Annotated in this window: 1 protein-coding gene; it reads left to right on the forward strand. The window is 40.7% G+C overall.

The window, feature by feature from the left end; genetic code table 11:
* Nucleotides 1-102 precede the first annotated feature (102 nt).
* Nucleotides 103-1,263: a CapA family protein gene (locus tag AC1DIV_RS29940; protein ID WP_057277967.1), complete on the forward strand. Its 1,161-nt coding sequence runs from the start codon at nt 103-105 to the stop codon at nt 1,261-1,263.
* Nucleotides 1,264-1,374 lie beyond the last annotated feature (111 nt).

Here is a 1,374-nt window from a genome sequence, read left to right on the forward strand (position 1 = left end):
CTGTTTCAAACGAATGATGTGTTCATTTTAAATATCAAATAGATATTTTTGTTGTTATTTCCTAAAAACACCCTACTATAATAGTAGGAGGTAGCATTTGCCATGAAAAGAATACTAGTGTTTCTAGCTACATTTATGTGTTTGTTATGGATTCTTGCACCATTTGTAAAAGGTCAATTTCAAGAGGAACCAAAAGTCTCGGAAACAAAGGCAGAAAATAAAAAGAAACTTAAACCCGACAACGCTTCATCTCAAGCTCATACACCTGTTCCGAAACAAAAAGTWACTTCAGCAACCATAGGCGCTGTGGGAGATATTTTAATTCACGATAGGGTGTATATACCCGCCCGCAAGTCAAACGGCTCGTATGACTTTAATCCGATGTTCCGATTTGTGAAGCCCTATCTGGGRAAAACGGATATTACGGTGGCTAATCAGGAAACGATGATTGGCGGGAAAGAAATAGGGCTTTCCTCATATCCTTCCTTTAATTCACCAGTAGAGGTGGGAGATGCTCTAAAGGCAAACGGGGTTGATCTCGTGACAATCGCCAATAACCATACACTTGACCGAGGAGAAAAGGCCATTTTGAATGCGCTTAACCACTGGAACAGTATTGGGATGCCTTATACAGGAGCTTATCAATCGTCTGAAGACCAGAAGATCATTCGAATATTAAAAAGAAACGATATTACCTTTTCGTTTCTCAGCTATACGTATGGAACGAACGGGATTCCTGTTCCTGCGGGGAAGCCGCATCTTGTGAATTTAATTGATACCACGAGAATCCAGACGGAAGTTAAAGAAGCAGAGAAAGTTTCAGATGTCGTTGTGGTCAGTCTGCATTTCGGCAAAGAGTATGAACGGTTGCCTAATGATGAACAAAAGCTGCTTGCTCAAACGACAGCTAATGCAGGTGCTGATATTATTATTGGCCACCACCCACACGTTTTGCAGCCTGTTTCATGGCTTACAAAACCAAACGGCGAACGGGCATTTGTTGCTTATTCGCTTGGGAATTTCTTATCCGGCCAGCAGGGAGATTACAAAGACATCGGCGGTATTATGCAAATTGGCGTAAAGAAAATCCAAACCGGGGATGATGTGAAAATCGAACTGCAAAATCCAAAATTCCTGCCAACCTGGGTCAACCGCCCATATGAGATCATTCCAATGAAAACCTTGAGTGATCAGTCTGACAAATATAACGAAATCCAAAAACATATGAATCAATTCATGCCTGAACTGTCATTTGATTTTTAATGAAAGTACAGTCTTTGGCATTGGAAAAAACTAATTGTTTTACATAATGAAAAAGCCACCGGCTATGTAGCCGGTGGACCGCATATTCCTCCTAATAAGGTAAACACTATT

This window comes from Peribacillus sp. 05N428 (genome assembly GCF_056397085.1).